The 18,589-nt window shown below is 46.7% G+C and carries 12 protein-coding genes, 24 tRNA genes, 1 rRNA gene, 1 riboswitch and 1 other annotated feature; of the genes, 4 read left to right on the top strand and 33 right to left on the bottom strand.

The genetic code is table 11. The features are described from left to right. Positions 1-121 precede the first annotated feature (121 nt). Positions 122-976 carry a class C sortase gene (locus tag ACO03U_RS13060; protein WP_161870513.1) on the top strand — a complete coding sequence of 285 codons (855 nt, stop codon included), beginning with the start codon at positions 122-124 and terminating at the stop codon, positions 974-976. 182 nt (positions 977-1,158) lie between these two features. Here the strand turns inward: ACO03U_RS13060 and leuS are convergent, their stop codons facing one another. The 3 genes from leuS to ACO03U_RS13045 all read right to left on the bottom strand — a co-directional run bounded on the left by leuS (position 1,159) and on the right by ACO03U_RS13045 (position 7,591). Next, positions 1,159-3,573 (bottom strand): leucine--tRNA ligase, encoded by a 2,415-nt coding sequence (gene leuS / locus ACO03U_RS13055; RefSeq protein ID WP_161870512.1) that lies wholly within the window; start codon positions 3,571-3,573, stop codon positions 1,159-1,161. Between the two features lie 182 nt (positions 3,574-3,755). Next, positions 3,756-4,005 (bottom strand) — a binding site (T-box leader). 122 nt (positions 4,006-4,127) lie between these two features. After that, positions 4,128-5,576 (bottom strand): glycoside hydrolase family 1 protein, encoded by a 1,449-nt coding sequence (locus ACO03U_RS13050; protein ID WP_204686519.1) that lies wholly within the window; start codon positions 5,574-5,576, stop codon positions 4,128-4,130. A gap of 395 nt (positions 5,577-5,971) precedes the next feature. Next, positions 5,972-7,591 (bottom strand): LysM peptidoglycan-binding domain-containing protein, encoded by a 1,620-nt coding sequence (locus tag ACO03U_RS13045; RefSeq protein WP_204686521.1) that lies wholly within the window; start codon positions 7,589-7,591, stop codon positions 5,972-5,974. A gap of 579 nt (positions 7,592-8,170) precedes the next feature. Here ACO03U_RS13045 and ACO03U_RS13040 point away from each other — a divergent pair. The 3 genes from ACO03U_RS13040 to mnmM are packed head-to-tail and all read left to right on the top strand — an operon-like array spanning position 8,171 to position 10,428. Further along, on the top strand, positions 8,171-8,821 hold the full coding sequence (locus tag ACO03U_RS13040; protein ID WP_204686523.1) for a phosphatase PAP2 family protein: 651 nt from the start codon (positions 8,171-8,173) through the stop codon (positions 8,819-8,821). A gap of 33 nt (positions 8,822-8,854) precedes the next feature. Beyond that, positions 8,855-9,859 (top strand): tRNA modification radical SAM protein MnmL/YtqA, encoded by a 1,005-nt coding sequence (gene mnmL / locus ACO03U_RS13035; RefSeq protein ID WP_204686525.1) that lies wholly within the window; start codon positions 8,855-8,857, stop codon positions 9,857-9,859. Continuing rightward, on the top strand, positions 9,859-10,428 hold the full coding sequence (mnmM, locus tag ACO03U_RS13030) for a tRNA 5-(aminomethyl)-2-thiouridylate-methyltransferase MnmM (RefSeq protein WP_204686527.1): 570 nt from the start codon (positions 9,859-9,861) through the stop codon (positions 10,426-10,428). The genes mnmL and mnmM overlap by 1 nt, the downstream gene beginning before the upstream one ends. Positions 10,429-10,490: 62 nt before the next feature. Here the strand turns inward: mnmM and ACO03U_RS13025 are convergent, their stop codons facing one another. The 30 genes from ACO03U_RS13025 to rrf all read right to left on the bottom strand — a co-directional run bounded on the left by ACO03U_RS13025 (position 10,491) and on the right by rrf (position 18,573). Then, positions 10,491-11,273, bottom strand: coding sequence for an alpha/beta hydrolase (locus tag ACO03U_RS13025; protein WP_204686529.1), 783 nt, complete (start codon positions 11,271-11,273; stop codon positions 10,491-10,493). Positions 11,274-11,323: 50 nt separating this feature from the next. Further along, the gene (locus ACO03U_RS13020; protein ID WP_204686531.1) at positions 11,324-12,844 is read right to left on the bottom strand and encodes an MDR family MFS transporter; all 1,521 of its coding nucleotides are present in this window, start codon (positions 12,842-12,844) and stop codon (positions 11,324-11,326) included. Positions 12,845-13,126: 282 nt separating this feature from the next. Continuing rightward, positions 13,127-14,317, bottom strand: a complete 1,191-nt coding sequence (gene metK, locus ACO03U_RS13015) for a methionine adenosyltransferase (protein ID WP_161870505.1) — start codon at positions 14,315-14,317, stop codon at positions 13,127-13,129. Further along, a riboswitch (SMK box riboswitch) is annotated at positions 14,315-14,424 on the bottom strand. It overlaps the preceding gene by 3 nt. A 140-nt stretch (positions 14,425-14,564) precedes the next feature. After that, positions 14,565-15,491 (bottom strand): hypothetical protein, encoded by a 927-nt coding sequence (locus tag ACO03U_RS13010; RefSeq protein WP_204686533.1) that lies wholly within the window; start codon positions 15,489-15,491, stop codon positions 14,565-14,567. Beyond that, the gene (locus ACO03U_RS13005) at positions 15,488-16,039 is read right to left on the bottom strand and encodes a sigma-70 family RNA polymerase sigma factor (protein WP_204686535.1); all 552 of its coding nucleotides are present in this window, start codon (positions 16,037-16,039) and stop codon (positions 15,488-15,490) included. The genes ACO03U_RS13010 and ACO03U_RS13005 overlap by 4 nt, the downstream gene beginning before the upstream one ends. A 238-nt stretch (positions 16,040-16,277) precedes the next feature. After that, positions 16,278-16,349 (bottom strand) — tRNA-Glu (locus tag ACO03U_RS13000). A gap of 18 nt (positions 16,350-16,367) precedes the next feature. Next, positions 16,368-16,441 (bottom strand) — tRNA-Ile (locus ACO03U_RS12995). A 10-nt stretch (positions 16,442-16,451) separates the two neighbouring features. Further along, positions 16,452-16,524 (bottom strand) — tRNA-Phe (locus ACO03U_RS12990). Between the two features lie 12 nt (positions 16,525-16,536). After that, a tRNA-Asp gene (locus ACO03U_RS12985) sits at positions 16,537-16,609 on the bottom strand. An 18-nt stretch (positions 16,610-16,627) separates the two neighbouring features. Then, a tRNA-Met gene (locus ACO03U_RS12980) sits at positions 16,628-16,701 on the bottom strand. A 33-nt stretch (positions 16,702-16,734) separates the two neighbouring features. Then, a tRNA-Ser gene (locus tag ACO03U_RS12975) sits at positions 16,735-16,824 on the bottom strand. A gap of 14 nt (positions 16,825-16,838) precedes the next feature. Then, a tRNA-Glu gene (locus ACO03U_RS12970) sits at positions 16,839-16,910 on the bottom strand. A gap of 7 nt (positions 16,911-16,917) precedes the next feature. Beyond that, a tRNA-Ser gene (locus ACO03U_RS12965) sits at positions 16,918-17,005 on the bottom strand. Between the two features lie 28 nt (positions 17,006-17,033). Further along, a tRNA-Ile gene (locus ACO03U_RS12960) sits at positions 17,034-17,107 on the bottom strand. Positions 17,108-17,121: 14 nt separating this feature from the next. Further along, positions 17,122-17,192, bottom strand: a tRNA-Gly gene (locus ACO03U_RS12955). A gap of 1 nt (position 17,193) precedes the next feature. Beyond that, a tRNA-Asp gene (locus tag ACO03U_RS12950) sits at positions 17,194-17,269 on the bottom strand. Positions 17,270-17,286: 17 nt separating this feature from the next. Then, a tRNA-Met gene (locus tag ACO03U_RS12945) sits at positions 17,287-17,360 on the bottom strand. 34 nt (positions 17,361-17,394) lie between these two features. Further along, positions 17,395-17,484 (bottom strand) — tRNA-Ser (locus tag ACO03U_RS12940). Positions 17,485-17,506: 22 nt separating this feature from the next. Then, a tRNA-Ile gene (locus tag ACO03U_RS12935) sits at positions 17,507-17,580 on the bottom strand. Between the two features lie 13 nt (positions 17,581-17,593). After that, a tRNA-Met gene (locus ACO03U_RS12930) sits at positions 17,594-17,667 on the bottom strand. 24 nt (positions 17,668-17,691) lie between these two features. Beyond that, positions 17,692-17,764, bottom strand: a tRNA-Ala gene (locus ACO03U_RS12925). A gap of 14 nt (positions 17,765-17,778) precedes the next feature. Then, a tRNA-Pro gene (locus ACO03U_RS12920) sits at positions 17,779-17,852 on the bottom strand. 5 nt (positions 17,853-17,857) lie between these two features. Then, positions 17,858-17,931, bottom strand: a tRNA-Arg gene (locus ACO03U_RS12915). Between the two features lie 13 nt (positions 17,932-17,944). Further along, positions 17,945-18,030: transfer RNA gene (locus ACO03U_RS12910), tRNA-Leu, on the bottom strand. A gap of 14 nt (positions 18,031-18,044) precedes the next feature. After that, positions 18,045-18,116 (bottom strand) — tRNA-Gly (locus tag ACO03U_RS12905). A 10-nt stretch (positions 18,117-18,126) separates the two neighbouring features. Then, positions 18,127-18,199, bottom strand: a tRNA-Thr gene (locus ACO03U_RS12900). Positions 18,200-18,203: 4 nt separating this feature from the next. Continuing rightward, positions 18,204-18,284: transfer RNA gene (locus ACO03U_RS12895), tRNA-Leu, on the bottom strand. A 9-nt stretch (positions 18,285-18,293) separates the two neighbouring features. Continuing rightward, positions 18,294-18,366: transfer RNA gene (locus ACO03U_RS12890), tRNA-Lys, on the bottom strand. 3 nt (positions 18,367-18,369) lie between these two features. Beyond that, positions 18,370-18,442 (bottom strand) — tRNA-Val (locus tag ACO03U_RS12885). 15 nt (positions 18,443-18,457) lie between these two features. Beyond that, positions 18,458-18,573, bottom strand: a 5S ribosomal RNA gene (gene rrf, locus ACO03U_RS12880). Positions 18,574-18,589: the final 16 nt, after the last annotated feature.

Here is an 18,589-nt window from a genome sequence, read left to right as displayed (position 1 = left end):
TGTGTAGCTTTTCACTTAGCCAGTGACTCTCTCAAACACCTTGTTAGGAAAGCCAACAAAACTATGCTATTCTGACCGTGAAATCTCTGACCGATAGCGCAAGAGAAATGAGGGGATCGCCATGGCTACTAAGCCGAAGCAAGTGAAAAAAAGACGATGGTTGGATATCTTAATGTCTTTGCTGCTAATCGCTGGTGTGGCCATCGCCTTTTATCCCTTCGTCAGCGATAAAATCAATCAATTACTGGATCAGCAGTTGATTAGTTATTATCAGCGACAAGCCAATCAACTAGATCAACAGGAACGGCAAAAAATTGCCGATCAACAAAAGACCGCAAACCAGCAGCTGGCCCGAGAAGGTCTCAATCCTGGAAGCGATCCCTTCAGCGGGGCAAGAACTTCTAAAAAAACCGCCACTTCCTCTGACTATTACCAAGAACATACGATTGGCGTCATCCAAATCCCAAAAATCAAAGTCAAACTACCTATTTTCGATCAGACCACGGAACTCTTTTTACAAAAAGGCGCTACTCTTTTAGCTGGCACATCCTTTCCTACCGGTGAAGTAGCGACCCACAGTGTGATCTCCGCCCATCGAGGACTGCCGGAAGCCAAGTTATTTACCGATTTGCCACAACTAGAGCTGGGAGATTTGTTTTACTTCGAAACCCATCAGCAAACCCACGCGTATCAAGTGGACCAAATCAAAGTCATCCTCCCCACTGAAACGGATAGTCTCCAAATTGACGAAGATGCCACCTTGATCACTCTGATGACTTGCACGCCTTATATGATTAACAGCCATCGCCTCTTAGTGCGAGGGCACCGGATTGCTTATGAGCCCACCATGCAGAAAAGCCTCACCACCGCTAACAACCACCGTCGTCTGACCCAACTGTTGACGTTTCTCACTGCCGGCCTTGTACTTCTAGTAGTCAGTATTTTTTTAGTCAAAAAATGGCGGTACAAAAGCTAGCGACCCTTGCCTACCATGGCTATCCCCACTTTGACTTTTCGTCCATCAACTTTTTTGAAGCTTGAATTTTTTACTTGTCTCCGATAAAACCAAGTGCTCTTGTAGATACTCTGAAAACCGCAAAAAGCCGTAGCCCCCAGTTAAGGGGACTACGGCTTTTTCAGATTTCAGCCAAGCGTCAATCAATTGGCAACGATATTCACCAATTTTCCTGGAACAACGATCACTTTGCGAATCGTCTTGCCGGCGATCAGTTCGGCTACATGGTCATGATTTTTCGCCAAGGTTTCCATTTCTTCTTTGGTAGCATCTGCCGGGATGCTGGCTTTGGCTTTGACCTTGCCATTGACTTGGAAAACGACTTCCACTTCAGCTTCTACCAAGGCAGCTTCATCATAGACTGGCCATGACACATAACTGATGCCGCCTTCGTTTCCGAGGATACTCCAAAGCTCTTCTGCCACGTGAGGCACGATCGGCGCCAAGAGTTGGACGAAGCCTTCCACGAAGATATATGGCAAAGCATCGACTTTATAAGCTTCGTTGGTGAAGACCATCAGCTGGCTAATCGCTGTATTGAAGTGCATGTGTTCGTAGTCTTCCGTTACTTTTTTGACCGTTTGATTGTAAACTTTGGTCAGTTTGCCGTCGTTGAAGTTGGTGATGCGATCCCGCATTTTGCCATCTTCGTCCACGATCAAACGCCATACCCGATCCAAGAATTTGCGAGAACCTTCTAGGCCATTTTCGCTCCAAGCGATGGAAGCATCCAATGGTCCCATAAACATTTCATACAAGCGGAGGGTATCTGCACCGTATTGTTCCACCACGTCATCAGGATTGACAACATTGCCCCGAGACTTAGACATTTTTTCATTGTTGCCACCTAGAATCATGCCTTGGTTGTACAATTTTTGGAAAGGTTCTTTGGTTGGTACCACACCCAGATCATACAAGAATTTGTGCCAGAAACGCACATACAGCAAATGCAGCACTGCATGTTCTGCCCCACCGATATAGATGTCCACTGGCAGCCAACGTTCGAGTTTTTCATAGTTTGCCAGTTCGTTTTTATTGTGGGGGTCAATAAAGCGCAGGTAATACCAAGAGCTCCCCGCCCATTGTGGCATCGTATTGGTTTCCCGACGACCTTTCTTGCCAGTGACTGGATCGACGACATTGACCCAATCGGCAATATTGGCCAATGGGGATTCCCCGGTACCACTTGGTTTGATATCTTTGGTAACTGGCAGACGCAATGGCAATTCTGCTTCAGGGACTGTCGTAGTCGTGCCATCTTCCCAATGAATCACAGGAATTGGTTCACCCCAGTAGCGCTGACGAGAAAACAGCCAATCCCGCAAACGATAGCTAACTTCCTCTTTCCCTACACCATTTTCTTCTAACCAAGCATTCATCTTGGCGATGGCTTCTTCTTTGTTCAAGCCATCCAAAAAGCCGGAATTGATGTGGACACCGTCTTCTGTATAAGCCGCTTCCGTCACATCCCCACCTGCAAGCACTGGGATAATATCCAAACCAAACGTTTTAGCAAACTCAAAATCCCGTTCATCATGAGCGGGTACGGCCATGATAGCCCCAGTACCGTAGCTAGCTAGGACATAATCCGCAATCCAAATCGGAATTTCTTTGCCATTCACTGGATTGATCGCATAGGCTCCGGTAAAGACGCCGGTTTTTTCTTTCGCCAAGTCGGTCCGGTTCAGGTCAGATTTTTTCTCTGCTTCATCGATGTAAGCATCGACAGCGGCTTTTTGCTCAGGGGTGGTGATGGTTTGCACCAAGTCCAACTCTGGCGCAAGCACCGCATAAGTCGCACCGAATAGTGTATCAGGTCGAGTAGTGAAAACAGTGAATTCTTCTGCCGTATTGGCTACTTTGAAGGTCACATTCGCCCCAACGGAACGGCCAATCCAGTTGCGTTGCATTTCTTTGATGCTTTCTGGCCAATCCACCAAGTCCAAATCTTCCAGCAAACGATCCGCATAGGCCGTGATCTTCAACATCCATTGGCGCATCGGTTTGCGGATGACATCGTAGCCCCCCCGTTCAGATTTGCCATCGATGACTTCTTCATTAGCGATGACTGTCCCTAGTTCTGGTACCCAGTTCACCGGTACTTCCGCTTCATAAGCAAGGCCTTTTTCATACAATTTAGTGAAAATCCATTGGGTCCATTTGTAGTATTCCGGATCGGTGGTATTGATTTCCCGATTCCAGTCATAACTAAAGCCCAAGGAATTAATTTGCCGTTTGAAAGTTTGAATATTTTTTTCGGTAAATTCGGCCGGATCATTACCGGTATCCAGCGCATATTGTTCCGCTGGCAACCCAAAGGCATCCCAGCCCATCGGATGCAAGACATTGTAGCCTTGTGCCCGTTTCATCCGTGACAAGATATCCGTCGCAGTATAGCCTTCCGGATGGCCCACATGCAAGCCTTGCCCAGATGGATAAGGGAACATATCCAGCGCGTAAAATTTAGGTTTATCATTTTCTTCATGGGTGACAAAAGTATTGTTGGCTTTCCAATACTTTTGCCATTTTTTCTCAACTTCCTTGTGATCGTAAAACACAAAAATTCCTCCTTATTTGGTGTAACTTAGATACTTAAACTTAGATACTTAGTTGCGTGGTACTTTTCATACATGGTAACGAGGGGAGCTGAATTGTAGCTAAACCTAGTGCAACATCTCTCGACAAACCTACTCCTTGCCGAAAAAATGCAAAAAACGCCCTACGAAAGCCAAAAAAGCTTTCATAGGACGTTGTCAACGCGGTACCACCTATTTTTGTTTGCCAGAGATCTAGTTTCCTGATCAAAGCAAACCTCAGACGTGCTAACGGTCGTCACCGTGGCTTTCTACTTGCCGCTTACCTATTTTAGGCGGTGTGGGTTCAAAAGACCACCACTTGAGGCCAGTTCACAAGCTCCTGTACGCATTCTCACCTACCATGCGCTCTCTGCAACAGTCGACTAGCTACTATCTCCTCGTCAATCGTGGAATATGCTGTTTGACTGATAGTCTAACAGAGAATCTAGGAAAAATCAAAGGGGAGTTTTAGAAAAGAGAGAAAGCCGGCGCTCTTCCACCGGCTTAATCCTTTATTCCTTTTTCACATCGTCTGGCTAGGCCAAATCTTCTCCATTTGTGGCAATCACTTTCTTGTACCAATCAAAAGAATCTTTTTTGCTACGAGCGAGTGTCCCTTGACCCAGATCGTCTTGGTCGACGTAGATGAAGCCGTAGCGTTTGGACATTTCGCTAGTGGAGGCACTGACCAAATCGATGCAGCCCCATGGTGTGTAACCCATGATTTCCACGCCTTCTTCCAGTGCCAAACCGATTTGTTCGATATGATCTCGCAAGTAATCGATGCGGTAGCTGTCATGAATGCTTCCGTCAGCTTCCACCGTGTCTTCTGCCCCCAGACCATTTTCCACGATAAATAATGGCACTTGGTAACGCTCGTACATCTTCTTCATAGTAATTCGCAAGCCCACCGGATCGATTTGCCAGCCCCAGTCACTAGCCTTCAAATACGGATTTTTCTTGGAACCCAGGAGATTCCCCCCGGTGGACTCACCAGTTTTATCCGCAGTAGCGATACTGGACATATAGTAGCTGAAAGATAAGAAGTCCACAGTCCCCTGCTTCAGGATTTCTTCATCCCCTTCAACCATATCGATCGTGATATCCCGATCTTTGAAAAACTTCGTCATGTAGCTTGGATAAGCCCCGCGAATTTGCACGTCCGTATAAAACAGGTTGCTTTCATCTGCTTCCACCGCTGCCAAGACATCTGCTGGGTTACAGGTTTCTGGATAAGCTTCCATCCGAGCTAACATACAGCCAATTTTGGCGTCTGGAATCAACTCATGACATTTTTGTACCACTAAGGCACTAGCGATAAATTGATGATGAGCGGCTTGATACTGGGCTTGCAACAGATTATCGATGCCATCTGCCAGAATCCCACCACTCAGGTAGCCGGTCATGCCGATGATGTTGATTTCATTGAAGGTCAACCAATATTTGACTTTTTCGCCGTAGCGTTTAAACAAGACTTCAGCGTAACGGACAAAAGCAGCAATGGTGTCCCGAGACAGCCAGCCATTTTGCTTCAAGGCCAGCGCCAGAGGAAATTCATAGTGGGAAATTGTCACTAATGGTTCGATACCGTATTTCAAGCATTCGTCAAATACCTTGTCATAAAAAGCTAAACCTGCTTCATTCGGCTCTTTATCATCCCCATTTGGAAAAATCCGTGGCCAAGAGATCGACAATCGAAACGTCTTAAAGCCCATCTCGGCAAACAACGCAATATCTTCTTTGTAACGGTGGTAAAAGTCGATGCCATGACGTTTTGGATAGATCCCCTCTTGATCTGCCATCGCAGCTTCGACATCCTCTTTGGTCATAGGTTTCAGCAAAGACATGTGGCTACGAGCCTCTTTGCCTAAATATTTGGCAGTATCCGCGGTGGACCAGCCTTTACCATCTTCTAAATAAGCCCCTTCAATTTGGTTGGCGGCAGTGGCCCCGCCCCAGAGAAAGTTTTTCGGAAATCTTGTCATTTTAGTCGCTCCCTTTTCATCATGTAAAATTTGGTCAAATAAAAGAACTTGCTAATAATAGTATAACAAAGCTTAATCTATTTGTAAGCGAATTCATATAAAAACTAGCGATATATTTTTGAAAAGTGAACATAAATTTGTCATTAAATCTGTTTTGACAATTTTTTCTATAAATAGCTAGATACATCATCCAAATAATAAAAACAGATATCTTTGCTCTTGAGCCATCTAACTTTCACCCTATCATTTCCAACGCAACCACTATTTCCTTGCCCAATCATCCAAAAATAGTCTGCCTCGCTCCCCAGCTCCTGATAAAATAGTATTTGCATCAATGGAGACTGCTAGCTAAAAAAGCATCCGCTAGCTGTCGCCGGCGGATGCTTTTAACTGATTTATTTCACAAGTAATTTTTGTCCAACGTAAATCACGTCGGAATTCAGTTTGTTTAATTGTTTCAACTGGTTAATGGATAAATCGTATTTTTGTGCGATTTCCCAAAGCGAGTCGCCACTTTTGACTTGGTAGGTCTTACTGGTATTACTTGTGGAGGAGTTGGTACTGCTTGTGGTACTGCTTGTGGTACCCCTCGCGCCTTTCTTGACGATGACTTTTTGACCTGGGTAAACAAAATTATTTTTAATCCCATTCCAATTGATAAAATCAGTCATACTAATGCCATGTTTGTCGGCAATCAACCAAACGGAGTCGCCAGATTTCACAGTGTAGTAGCCATTACCAGTAGCTGTATTGGTATTACCAGCTGGTTTGGTATTCGTCGTAGTTGACGTATTGGACGTATTGCTAGAAGTAGTTGTGCTCGTACTAGCAGCGGCACCTTTTTTGACGATGAGTTTTTGACCGGGGTGAATCAAGTTATTTTTGATACCATTCCAGTTGACCAACTGGCTCATACTGATACCATACTTGTCGGCAATCAACCAAACGGAATCCCCGGATTTCACGGTGTAGTAGGCGTTGCTGGTGTTCGTAGTCTGACTTGGTTTAGAAGCTGCGTTATTACTTGTAGCGTTATTGTTGGTATTATTCGCCGGTTTTGATGGAGTGGTATTGGTTGAACTATTGCTGGTCCCCCCACCATTTTTGACGATAACTTTTTGACCTGGAAAGATTAAGTTATTTTTGATGTTATTCCATTTCACCAAATCACTCATGCTGATGCCATATTTGTCGGCAATCAACCAGACAGAATCACCGGATTTCACGGTATAGTAAGTTTTACTCGTATTGGTACTTGTGTTACTTGAAGAATTATTACTCGTGCTATTGGAACTGCTTGTGTTATTGGTACTACTGGTGACACTGCTAGCCCCACCACCGGCACTACCGGAAACACCATTGTCATAGCGTGTCAGATTGTAGGTTTCGATGATCGTATTTAAAGCCGTCGCATAATGAGGCGCCGTGGCATAACGCCCAGTTAACCAGGCTGTTGCATCTCGGTAAGAAGAACAATTACTCTTCCAAGCGCCACGATAATGGTAGGCACTCCCCATACGAACTGTTTTGATGACATTGGCATTGTCTTCAAAGGCTTGTTGATAAGAGGGATAGTCCCGGAATGGTTCCTTCATGGTAAGCCATTTCCCATTAAGGTATTCCTGGGTGTCCATGTAAACACTTTTTCCTTGGTAACTCCCTTTGATTCCAAAAAGATTGTAATAAGGGGCGCGAGCAAGGGAACTTTGACCCCAACCGCTTTCCACCACCGCTTGGGCAATCATCACCGAAGCGTATAAGTCATTTTTAGCAGCCACTGGTTGCGCGTAGGCTGCCAATTCTGCGATAAAGGCACTGGTGTTGACGCTACGGCTGACCACTGAAGCAGTTGCAGCTTCTGCAGCTTGGGGTTGAATCAAAGGGGTAGCGATGGTACAAGCTGCCATAGTTGTCCCAACCAGAGCCGTCCCTTTTTTAAACTGGCGTGACCGGCGCTGTTTTTCTTGTAATAATCGTCGTTCTTTACGGGTAACCAACTTTTCCACGTTTTCCATGTGTTTCCTCCTTTTCAAAATGTCGGGTTGCCTTCATTTTGAGCTGAGTATGTACTCAAATTTTTAGTGTTTGTTATGCTTGGTGCAAAATAAATAGTATAGTCGCCCTTACTTAGTAGTAAAGATCAGCTAGCCAAATAACTATTTATTGACCGACAGCCGCCGAGACCACCCCGTCGCTGTGAAAAAACAGCGGGATACCTACTCCCGCTATTACTTGTTTACATTCGAAAATCGAAATGTCCTGTTTCAAGTATACCTTGTCTATCGGGGAAAACGAAACGTAAACCTAGTTATTTTAGGCATTTGTTAGCTGTTCGTAACATTCCAACGAGTTGATCATTTCCATCCTTTTCTTAAAAAAAGCGGGAGAGTTTAAGTAAAGCTTGTTATCATGCTATTTATCAGCTTTATTCTTCCTTTTTTAAAGAAAGAAACCCAGGATTTTTTTCTTTACAAGAACATTACAAACGCTATCATTGAGATTTTCTTGGATTTTAGTAGAAATCTGGGGTACGGCCTCAGAGCATGCTATAATACAGATTGGATTTCCAAAGTTATAATCGAAAGGAAACATCTATGAAAAATAAACTTTATTGGCAATTTGCTGGCAGTTGCTTTTTACTGGTTTTTGTCTTTTTGGGCTATGTAGTGAAATTCTTCCCCCAATGGTTGACCGGCTTTGATACCTTTTTGACCAATATCCTTCGCAGTCCCTATCCAGCATGGAATGAATTTTACTTAACCATCACCAAACTGGGGAATCCCTTGTTTGTCGTGGCGATTGGCTTGGTGCTAGTGGCGTTGATGGCTTTAGGCAAACGCTATGCCGAAAGTCTCTGGTACGGAATTGGCTTAGTAGGTGTGGCCGGTATCGGTAACGCTTTGTTGAAACTAGGCTTTCTACGGCAACGACCTACCTTAGAACATCTGGTAGAAGAAACCAGTTTTAGCTTTCCTAGTGGGCATGCCACCGGTAGTATGATCCTCTTTGGCACCTTATGTTTTATCTTACCAGGATTGATTAAAAATAAACCGGTGCGGCTTTTGTTGCAGGTACTCTGTGGTAGCCTAATTTTGGGTATCGGCATTAGTCGGATTTATTTGGGGGTTCATTTTCCGACAGATATCATCGGTGGGTTTTGTCTCGGAGCGGGCTGGCTGTGTCTGACCTATCCGATTTTTGCCGAACGCCGCTTCGTCTGGCGATTTACTGGCAAACAGCGTTAGTGTTTTGGGGATGTAAAAAGAAAGAAGGCAACTATGATTTACGCAGAAAATAAACGATATTATTCATTAAATCAAGCCTACCGAGAAACATTCGGTGGCAAAATTTTCAAAGTTCCCGTGGATGGCGGATTTGACTGTCCCAATCGTGATGGCACGGTAGCGCGCGGGGGCTGTACATTTTGTAGCGTCTCAGGCTCTGGGGACATGATCGTCGCCCCCACTGAGCCACTGCCCTCCCAATTTACCAAAGAGATCGACATGATGCATATGAAATGGCCAGCAGTGGACCAATACATCGTCTATTTCCAAAATTTCACCAATACCCATGCCCCAGTCGAAGTCATCAGAGAACGCTTCGAACAAGTGGTAAATTTACCTGGCGTGGTGGGTCTGTCAGTGGGCACTCGGCCGGATTGTCTGCCACCGGAAGTCGTGGACTATTTAGCTGAACTCAATAGTCGCATGTATCTCTGGGTAGAGCTAGGTCTACAGACGACTTACGAGGACACCAGTGCCACCATCAATCGCGCGCATGACTACCAGACTTATCTGGATGCGGTAGCTCGTCTCCGAAAACACGATATCCAAGTCTGCACCCATTTAATCAATGGCTTGCCAGGGGAAACGTCAGAGATGATGATTGAAAATGTCCGCCGTACCCTGCTGGATTCAGATATTCAAGGCATCAAGTTGCACCTCCTGCACCTGATGCGCAATACGCGGATGCTACGGGATTATCAAGAAGGTCGTCTCCAACTGATGAGTCGCTCCGAATACGTAGATGTCATCTGCCGACAACTGGAACTGATTCCCGCTGAGGTCATCATCCATCGTCTGACCGGGGATGCTCCATGGGATGCTCTGATTGGTCCAAAATGGAGCTTGAAAAAATGGGAAGTCTTAAACGCCATCGATGACGAACTGGCCCGCCGAGAAACTTGGCAAGGAAAATATGATGTGCGGCAAACAGCCGGAGTCAAGTTTGACCGAGGACGAAAAATCCTTCTGTCGGCAGGTGTAAAAGGAGGCCTGGCCTGATGTTAGCAACCGCTTTGCAGTACAGCCATACCTTGTTGCAAGAAATCCTCCAGCCGGGGGAAATCGCAGTGGACGCTACCATGGGCAATGGCCACGACACCGCTTTTCTCGCCGAATTAGTAGGTCGAACTGGCCATGTGTATGCCTTTGACGTGCAAGAGTTGGCTTTGAATAATACCGCCAAACGCTTGGCAGAAACGCCAGAATTGGCCAAGCGGGTCAGCTTAATTCCCGCTGGACACGAGACCTTGGATCAACACATCCCCGCAGATTGTTCCATCAAAGCAGCAATCTTCAACCTCGGCTACCTTCCCCAAAGCGACAAAGCCGTGATTACCTTGCCGGAGACGACGCGCCAGGCCTTGGACGCTTTGTTGCTTCGACTAGCACCTCGAGGGCGAGTGATTTTGGTTTGTTACTATGGACACGTTGGTGGTGCTGAAGAACTGGCTAGCGTCCGGGATTATTGTAGTGCTTTACCGCAAAAAGAATACAACGTACTAAATTACCAGTTTATCAATCAGCAGAATCAGCCACCGATTTTGTTTTGTATTGAGAAGAAGCGCTAATCAAGATTTCAAGCCAAAAAGCAGAAACCCTCGACTCCAATAGAATCGAGGGTGTTTTTATGCTATTTTTCCAACGGCAACCATTCCAAAACCCGTGGCAGCCAACGATCCCAAAAGGCCCAATCATGGACACCAGTTCCCTCTTCATAAGTCACGTCGAAGCCTTTTTCAGAGGCTTTTTTGGCGAAGTAACCGCTGATGGGATACAGGTCGTCTTCCGTGCCGCAACAGATAAACAGCTTAGGCGCAGTCGTTGGCTTTGTTTGCGATAAGAGGTACAAAGGATTTTCCATTGAGGTCCCTAAGGTTTCTAGTTGTCCGAAAATCCCTTCCCAATAGGCCCGCTTTCGCAAGCTCAGCAAAGGGGTCGGATCATCCGTGAAGGCCAAGGCACCGGACAGACTAGCGACAGCCGCAAACTGTTCAGGACAGCGCAGCCCCCATTTCACCGCCCCATAGCCCCCCATGGACAAGCCAGCTGCAAAGGTCTTTTCCCGCTTAGTAGTCAGCTGAGGGAAGAAGGTGTGGATCAGTTCTGGCAGTTCTTCTGAGAGATAGGTCCAGTATTTCATATCGTAGGTGGTATCCGTATACCAACCATGATCGGTAGCCGGCATGACGACAGCTAGCCCCAAATCATCTACATAGCGCTCCAATGAGGTTCGCCGTTCCCACACACTGTGGTTGCCGCCCATCCCGTGGAGCAAGTAGAGGACTGGCACATCCTCGGTGACTCCCACCGAATCAGTGCCTACTCGTTTTTTGGTTTGTTGCGGTAAGATCACATTTATCATGACTTGCATGTCTAAAACGTTGGAAAAACAATTTACTTGTAGCAGTGCCATGTTTCAGCCCCATTTCTGTCCCACTAGCTGTTCTAAAACGATTTTCCTTCTTAGTGGCTAGTGGTATTTTGTTTTATTGTACCAGATTTTTCACGAATAATAACCGTCAAAATCAAGGCAATAACAATCAAGACTAGCGCACCACCGAAAACGCCATGAAGTCCCGCAAAAAGAATCTTCCGCAAAGGCGCTAGTTGCTCTTGTGGTAAATTTTTTGCTGTTTGAGGATTTACTAATTTATTCATAATATCAGGGTCTGAGGTAAGCTTTGCCTGCGCCAAGCGGGCTTTGGTGATGCCGTTCATCAAAATCCCGAAGACTGACACCATGATGGTCTGACCAATCGTCCGAGCCAAGGTATTAAATGACGTCGCCACCCCCAGTTGGTCATGGTCGACACTGCTTTGGGAGCTGACCGTACACGTCACTGTTACTGCCCCCAAGCCAATACCCAAAATCGTAGAAATCACAAAAAACCACAGCCAGCTAGCAAACATCGGAATCAAAAACAAACTGGCGCCACCGATAAAGGTCATCAGCAAGCCTAAAAACAGCACAAACTTAACCGAGTGGCTGACCATCCAACGCCCCGCCAAAAAGGAACCAACCATCCATAAAACTGACAAGGGTGCCAATACTAAGCCCCCGATACCCGCCGGCAACCCCAATACCCCTTGCATCCACATGGGAATATAGACATCCACCGCCATCAAGAAGCCACTAGCTAACGCCGCCACCAAGTTCACCACTACAAATAGGCGACTTTCAAATAACGTCAAGGTAATCACCGGATCCGCCGCGCGTTTTTCGACGAAGACAAAACCGATCAGTCCCACAATAAAGCCCACCAATAACAAAGCCACGGTCAAATCAAAACCTTGGTCCCCTAAAAGTTGGAAAGCCAATAGTAATGCCAACAGCGTCAGCATCAACAACAAGCTACCGGCAATATCCATGGGTTTACTCGCTGCCTTCTCCCCTAAATCATTGGTTGTCTGCTGCCGTTTCGGTTCTACCAAATAACGTTGAATCAACCAAATCAATACCAAACCGATGGGCACATTGATAAAGAAGATCCAATGCCAACCCACCGTGTCTACGATGACCCCACCGGCAAGGGGACCTACGACACTAGCAATGCCCCAAGCGGTACTGTTTAGCCCCAACACCCGTGCGCGTTTTTCCATCGTATAAAGGTCACCGATAATCGTCAAAGCCACCGGCATCATCGCGCCGGCCCCCATCCCTTGAATGGCTCGTGCGATGATCAACGTCATCATGCTATCGGAAAAGCCACACAGAGCAGAACCAACGATAAATAACATCGTCCCCAAAATAAAGATCGGTTTCCGGCCAATTCGATCCGCCAATTTACCATAAATCGGTGTCAGCATGGCATTGGTCAATAAATAAATCGAAAAGACCCAGTTCATAATTTCAATACCATGTAACGATCCCACAATCGTCGGCATCGCTGTGGTGACGATTGTGCCTTCCACCGCCGTCATAAAGGTGGCCACAAATACCGCCACCGTCACTAGTTTTACATTTGTTTGTCTCTGTTGTGTCATCTTTTTCTCCTCATCTTTATTTGTGCCAAATAGATCCCGACCAGAAGAGCTCTCTTCACCTTTAACCAGTTGGATCTGGGAATGCCTCTCTTTTCGAAAATAGCGAAAGTTAGCCTAGTAGAAGCGCTGCTAAACCAATTGGGCCTTCAGCTAGCCAACTGGGATGTCTTAGCTTTCCCTTAGCCCTTGCTACGGAGTTAACTTTCGTCATTTTCAAGCAACAAAAGAGACCCCCGCCAGCGAATAGACTTGCGCCTACCCACTTAGCAGAGGTCGCCTCGGTTACTCCTTCACACTTGCCAAAAGGCCGTCGACTTTATCCGTCTTCTCCCATGGCAAATCGATATCTGTACGACCAAAATGGCCATACGCCGCTGTTTGTTTGTAAATCGGGCGACGTAGGTCAAGCATTTCGATGATTCCCGCTGGCCGCAAATCGAAGTTTTCTCGAATCGCTGCCACTAATTTTTCATTGGCTACCGTGCCTGTGCCAAAAGTATCCACCGAAATGGAAACCGGTTGAGCCACACCAATCGCATAGGCCAACTGCACTTCCGCTTTTTTCGCTAAACCAGCAGCTACGATATTTTTGGCAATATAACGCGCCGCATAACTAGCCGAACGATCCACTTTTGTCGCGTCCTTACCGGAGAAAGCCCCGCCCCCATGACGAGCGTAGCCACCGTAAGTATCCACGATGATCTTCCGTCCAGTCAATCCGGCATCGCCTTGAGGTCCACCAATAACGAAACGACCGGTGGGATTAATGTAATATTTCGTCTGCTCATCCAACAACGCAGCTGGAATCACTTCTTTGATAACTTTTTCGATAACATCTGCATGAATGGTTTCATTAGTAGCCTGATCGTCATGCTGCGTACTGATAACCACTGTGTCCACCCGTTGTGGTTGGCCTTGATCATCGTATTCCACCGTCACTTGTGATTTAGCATCTGGCCGCAAGTAAGGCAGCTCTTGATTCTTTCGCAACTCTGCTAAACGGCGCACCAGCTTGTGGCTCAGCGAAATCGGCAATGGCATCAACTCAGGTGTTTCATCGCAGGCAAAACCAAACATCAAGCCTTGGTCACCGGCCCCGATCTCGTCTAACGGATCTTTCTTTTCCGAACGGGCTTCTAACGCCACGTCCACGCCTTGTGCGATATCTGGTGATTGTTCATCGATAGCCACCAAGACGGCTACGGTATCCCCATCAAAACCAAATTTAGCCCGGGTATAACCGATCTCTTTAATGGTTTTACGCACAATTTTTTGGATATCCACATATGCATTGGTAGAAATTTCACCGAACACCAGCACCAAGCCAGTGGTCACTGAAGTTTCACAAGCCACCCGAGCATATGGGTCTTTTTCCAGCAATGCATCCAAAATCGCATCACTGATTTGGTCTGCCACCTTATCCGGATGGCCCTCGGAGACAGATTCCGAAGTAAATAAATGTCTTTCTGTCATGATGATTCCCCCTACATGGCCTTACTTCAACAAAAGTCGGCCAGTTTTAATATTTCGGTTACAAGGCATCTTCGAATTACGAATCCTATCGGGAACTTGCAACGATTGACAGTATAACAGATATTCCCCCAACTTGCTTGTATTCTAGCTGAATCTATCATGAAAATTTCAAGAAATTTAAGTAAAAAGAAAACAACGACCCCCGCTGACTGATCACGTGAGTCGTTGCCGCTACTTTAGCCGTAAGTTATTCGATTTTTTCGCCCTCTTTAGCGATTTTGGTGAGGGTGACATGGACGTTGGGCACGTTGGCGGGATAGTTGATTGCATCCACCGATTCATCTTCAGACGTATACTCTCGGGAAATTTTCATCACGGAGCCAGTTCTCATCTCCACAATCTGAGCACCAAAAGATTCCTTAGAGAACCTTGACCCGCCAGATGCGCCACTACCATCTGCAAACGTATTGGAGGTTCCCACCATCACTGACCAGCCTTCCCCATACTCCGAAGCCCCCGTCACTTCCACGCGATAGATACCAGCCTCGATTGCTTTGCCAATTTCAAAATCCCCAAATACGTTTTCCAATTCGTAGTGGTCTCCCGTTTTAGTCAGCGGCTCAAAATTGGCTGGCGTAAACTGCAAGACAGCATTTTTACCAAAGACTTCCGAGTAATTCCCTTCTTCTAGCCAATAACTTTTATAGGTTTCTCCAGGCAATAGAACCCCCCCTACTAACAACTCTCCTATTGCCCCTTGCGTCAACGTCACATCATAAATCCCTGGTTTCACCTGAATATCTGTGGGGTTAGGCTTGGCTTCTACCAACTTCTGGCCCTCTGCCCAATAACCGATACCATTTTTCATTTCAAATGCTTTGGCCCGTTGATTGTTTTCCGGACTGATGGTCATATTCTTATAAAAACTCTCTACAGCTGGTATCCGAACAAATTGGTCAAATACCCCATCTGCTAGCCCAGAGATACCTGTGCCAATCAAGGCGATTCCTAGAACAGCGACCACGGTGACTAACCGACGCAGCGTTACCCGTTGACTTGTACGTCCCCCTGCTCGCTTCGTTCCTGCATCAATCGCTTGCAACACTGCTTTTTTCGGCACCACTACTTCTCGCCGTTCCACCAATAAATTGCGTTTCAAGTCTTGTTCCTTCATTTCAACCCCTGCCTTTCATATCCTTGTGCGATCAACCGCAAACGTAGCAATTCCCGTCCTCGTGCCAACCGTGTCTGCACGGTATTTTCGTTCGTCCCCAAAACACTTGCGATCTCTTTGATTGCCAAGTCATTAAAGTAAAATAACAATAAAACCTCTTCATATTTTTCATCTAAGCCGTGAATTTCTTGCATCAACACTGAATCATGCTCCTGTGTTTCCGCCAAATCAACCAGACTAGCCATCGCTTCTTCATCACTCGTTTGTCGCGCATTTTCTCGTTGACGCCGGACCAATAGCTGTTTCGCCTCATTGATGATGATTCGATTTAGCCAAGTTGAAAAGTATTCCTCCTGTTGTAACCGACTCATCCCATTAACCGCCTTATAAGCTGCTTCTTGTACCACATCGAGGGCGTCAGCTTCATTTTTAACATAACTATAAGCCAACAAATAAATGCTCTCATAATGAGCTTTCAATAACTTATTCAGCGCCTGTTGATTGCCATTTTTAGCCTTTTGGACCCATCGCAGCTCCTTGTCTGTCATCTTATTCTCCCTCATCTATTCCTTGCGCAAGTCTTTTCTCGTATACACCTATTAGACCTCATAATCCTGACAAAAGTTTCATACTTCAGTAAATAAACGAAAAAATTTTTTCTCTTTTCATACTAAAAAGACAAATCTTTTCAATCATCCTAAGATTTGTCCACCCATTTCTCCTATTCAATTAAGAAAACGCTTTCTTTTAAGAGGAATAAAAAAAAGGCACTCAGCGAGTACCTCATGATCCGTACGGGATTCGAACCCGTGTTACCGCCGTGAAAGGGCGGTGTCTTAACCGCTTGACCAACGGACCTTACTAATAATGTATGTATGGGCCTAAATGGACTCGAACCATCGACCTCACGCTTATCAGGCGTGCGCTCTAACCAGCTGAGCTATAGGCCCGTGATACAAATGGCGCGGGACAGAATCGAACTGCCGACACATGGAGCTTCAATCCATTGCTCTACCAACTGAGCTACCGAGCCAAAATACTGCAACGGTCCCGACGGGACTCGAACCCGCGATCTCCTGCGTGACAGGCAGGCGTGATAACCACTACACTACGGGACCAATGTAGTTTTGTAACAATTGCGGGAGCAGGATTTGAACCTACGACCTTCGGGTTATGAGCCCGACGAGCTACCAGACTGCTCCATCCCGCGATAATAAAAGGTTGAACAATAATTATTCAACTAAGGAGGATAAGGGATTCGAACCCTTGCACGGTTTTACCCGCCTGACGGTTTTCAAGACCGTTCCCTTCAGCCGGACTTGGGTAATCCTCCAATAAAACTAAAAATGATCCGTACGGGATTCGAACCCGTGTTACCGCCGTGAAAGGGCGGTGTCTTAACCGCTTGACCAACGGACCATTAAAACGGAGAAGGAGGGATTTGAACCCTCGCACCGGTTTCCCGATCTACACCCTTAGCAGGGGCGCCTCTTCAGCCACTTGAGTACTTCCCCAAAACCAAAAATGCTATTTTGATTTTAATGGGCCTAAATGGACTCGAACCATCGACCTCACGCTTATCAGGCGTGCGCTCTAACCAGCTGAGCTATAGGCCCATATAAAAACTAAAAGCGGGTGACGAGAATCGAACTCGCGACAACAGCTTGGAAGGCTGTGGTTTTACCACTAAACTACACCCGCATGGCGGTCCCGACGGGACTCGAACCCGCGATCTCCTGCGTGACAGGCAGGCGTGATAACCACTACACTACGGGACCAGGATTTTAGTTTTTAATTGCGGGAGCAGGATTTGAACCTACGACCTTCGGGTTATGAGCCCGACGAGCTACCAGACTGCTCCATCCCGCGATAATAAAAGGGTTGAACAATAATTATTCAACTAAGGAGGATAAGGGATTCGAACCCTTGCACGGTTTTACCCGCCTGACGGTTTTCAAGACCGTTCCCTTCAGCCGGACTTGGGTAATCCTCCACAAGCCTACAACTGATCCTGATGGACCTTGTAGGACTCGAACCTACGACCGGACGGTTATGAGCCGTCTGCTCTAACCAACTGAGCTAAAGGTCCAGGCTCGAAAAAATCGCGGCGAAGGGGATCGAACCCCCGACCTCCCGGGTATGAACCGGACGCTCTAGCCAGCTGAGCTACACCGCGAAAAAATCATTTATTTAAATGATATGGAGCCTAGCGGGATCGAACCGCTGACCTCCTGCGTGCAAAGCAGGCGCTCTCCCAGCTGAGCTAAGGCCCCTTTTAAATTCTGAATCGGGAAGACAGGATTCGAACCTGCGACCCCTTGGTCCCAAACCAAGTGCTCTACCAAGCTGAGCTACTTCCCGTTATACGCGCCCAAGAGGAGTCGAACCCCTAACCTTTTGATCCGTAGTCAAACACTCTATCCAGTTGAGCTATGGGCGCATTCAATTCTTAATGCCGAGAACCGGAATCGAACCGGTACGGTGATCACTCACCGCAGGATTTTAAGTCCTGTGCGTCTGCCAGTTCCGCCACCCCGGCGAGTAGACATTAAAAGCGGAAAACGGGGTTCGAACCCGCGACCCCCACCTTGGCAAGGTGGTGCTCTACCACTGAGCTATTTCCGCATATTGGCGATGCCGGCTAAAGGATTTGAACCCTCGACCCTCTGATTACAAATCAGATGCTCTACCAACTGAGCTAAGCCGGCTTGATGCGGGTGAAGGGACTTGAACCCCCACGCCATAGGCGCTAGATCCTAAATCTAGTGCGTCTGCCAATTCCGCCACACCCGCAATTATGAATGAGCCGTACAGGGCTCGAACCTGTGACCCTCTGATTAAAAGTCAGATGCTCTACCAACTGAGCTAACGGCTCATATGGGGGTTAACGGGTTCGAACCGCTGACCCTCTGCTTGTAAGGCAGATGCTCTCCCAGCTGAGCTAAACCCCCATATTCAAAAAAACAGCGTGGCGACGTCCTACTCTCACACCGAGAAACCCGGCACTACAATCGGCGCTAAGAAGCTTAACTTCTGTGTTCGACATGGTTACAGGTGTATCCTTCTTGCTATCGCCACCACACTATTTAATTAAGTAA

The sequence above is a fragment of the Enterococcus diestrammenae genome, from assembly GCF_049384045.1.
In the GTDB taxonomy this organism is placed as follows: domain Bacteria; phylum Bacillota; class Bacilli; order Lactobacillales; family Enterococcaceae; genus Enterococcus_C; species Enterococcus_C diestrammenae.
Note: the sequence above shows the minus strand (reverse complement) of the source record. Positions and strands in the feature narration are given on the sequence as shown.

Excerpts from the sequence above, each read along its gene's own strand:
- ACO03U_RS13060 (WP_161870513.1), top strand. The coding sequence starts at position 122 with ATGGCTACTAAGCCGAAGCAAGTGAAAAAAAGACGATGGTTGGATATC.
- mnmM (WP_204686527.1), top strand. The coding sequence starts at position 9,859 with ATGTTAGCAACCGCTTTGCAGTACAGCCATACCTTGTTGCAAGAAATC.
- mnmL (WP_204686525.1), top strand. The coding sequence starts at position 8,855 with ATGATTTACGCAGAAAATAAACGATATTATTCATTAAATCAAGCCTAC.
- ACO03U_RS13050 (WP_204686519.1), bottom strand. The coding sequence starts at position 5,576 with ATGACAAGATTTCCGAAAAACTTTCTCTGGGGCGGGGCCACTGCCGCC.
- ACO03U_RS13025 (WP_204686529.1), bottom strand. The coding sequence starts at position 11,273 with ATGGCACTGCTACAAGTAAATTGTTTTTCCAACGTTTTAGACATGCAA.
- ACO03U_RS13020 (WP_204686531.1), bottom strand. The coding sequence starts at position 12,844 with ATGACACAACAGAGACAAACAAATGTAAAACTAGTGACGGTGGCGGTA.
- ACO03U_RS13045 (WP_204686521.1), bottom strand. The coding sequence starts at position 7,591 with ATGGAAAACGTGGAAAAGTTGGTTACCCGTAAAGAACGACGATTATTA.
- ACO03U_RS13040 (WP_204686523.1), top strand. The coding sequence starts at position 8,171 with ATGAAAAATAAACTTTATTGGCAATTTGCTGGCAGTTGCTTTTTACTG.
- ACO03U_RS13005 (WP_204686535.1), bottom strand. The coding sequence starts at position 16,039 with ATGACAGACAAGGAGCTGCGATGGGTCCAAAAGGCTAAAAATGGCAAT.
- ACO03U_RS13010 (WP_204686533.1), bottom strand. The coding sequence starts at position 15,491 with ATGAAGGAACAAGACTTGAAACGCAATTTATTGGTGGAACGGCGAGAA.
- metK (WP_161870505.1), bottom strand. The coding sequence starts at position 14,317 with ATGACAGAAAGACATTTATTTACTTCGGAATCTGTCTCCGAGGGCCAT.